The 1,023-nt window shown below is 65.3% G+C and carries 2 protein-coding genes; one reads left to right on the top strand and one right to left on the bottom strand.

Annotation, left to right across the window (positions count from 1 at the left end):
* On the top strand, positions 1–403 hold a 403-nt coding region (locus IMZ11_RS42460; protein ID WP_228649225.1), incomplete at its 5' end, for a hypothetical protein.
* 17 nt (positions 404–420) lie between these two features.
* Here IMZ11_RS42460 and IMZ11_RS42465 read toward each other — a convergent pair.
* On the bottom strand, positions 421–1,023 hold a 603-nt coding region (locus IMZ11_RS42465), incomplete at its 5' end, for a hypothetical protein (protein WP_228649227.1).

The following is a 1,023-nucleotide window of genomic DNA, read 5'->3' on the forward strand; positions in this document are numbered from 1 at the left end:
GCATCAAGGGACCCCGATCAACCCGATCGGCAACGCCATGCGGATCAACATCTACGGCGAGGGCGAAACCGACTATCTCGGGTTCTCCGACTTCGCCACCGAGCCGCAGCACGCTCATGGCCGCCCGCTGACGGCGGTTTTGGCCAACGGCTGCGCCAGTGACATCTGCATGCGCAGCGCACCCATCAACCAGGCGACCCTCAACGAGATTCGGCGGCTGGCACAATCGGCCCTCGTCGGCGGGTGCCGCTTCACCTACGCGTCGACCCAGGTGCAGTTCGCCACCCCGCGGGCAGACATCCTCAGCCTCGGGACGGTGATCCAGCAACACCGCATCGCCGATCCCACCGATCCCGCCAATCCCCAATTCGACATGGAGGTCTGGGTCGTCGAAATGTTCTGAGCGCAGGCTGGGCAGGGCTACTTGGCTGCGAGCCTGACGAGGGTGTCACGCGGATCCGTCTCGCGCAGGTTCACGTTCATGACGTAGACGTTGCCGTCTCCGTCGACGGCGATGGCGGACGGGCGCTGAAGCCCGCTGAACGGAAGCTGGACCCAGTCACCGCCACCGCCCGGCATCCGCGACACCGTGCCCGCCATCCGGTCAGTCGCATAGAGATTGCCTGCGGCATCCACCGCAAGGCCACCCACGTTCTCCGGCGCGTCGGCAATCGCCACCGCCTCTTCGGCGTCCTTCGCGATCTTCAGAATCTTGCCGTCACGGGCTGAGTACAGATTGTCGTCGGCGTCGACCACCAAGTGCCCCAACCCGTTACCGATCTCGACAGGAAGCTCTATCGGGGCGGCCGCACCGGGAGCGAGCTTCAACAGCTTGTTGCGCTGGTTGTCGGTGATGTAGACCGAGCCGTCCGTACCCACCGCCATCTGGCCGAACTTTGTGAGCTTGTCGAACGGCAACGGTTCCGGGGTGGTGGATCCGGGCGCGATCGTCTCGACAGCGCCACCGAGAGCGACGAAGGACAACCGGCCGTCCGGCGCGACGCCGAATGTCGAAACGAGGGG

Source organism: Microtetraspora sp. AC03309, from assembly GCF_020826795.1.
In the GTDB taxonomy this organism is placed as follows: Bacteria; Actinomycetota; Actinomycetes; order Streptosporangiales; family Streptosporangiaceae; genus Microtetraspora; species Microtetraspora glauca.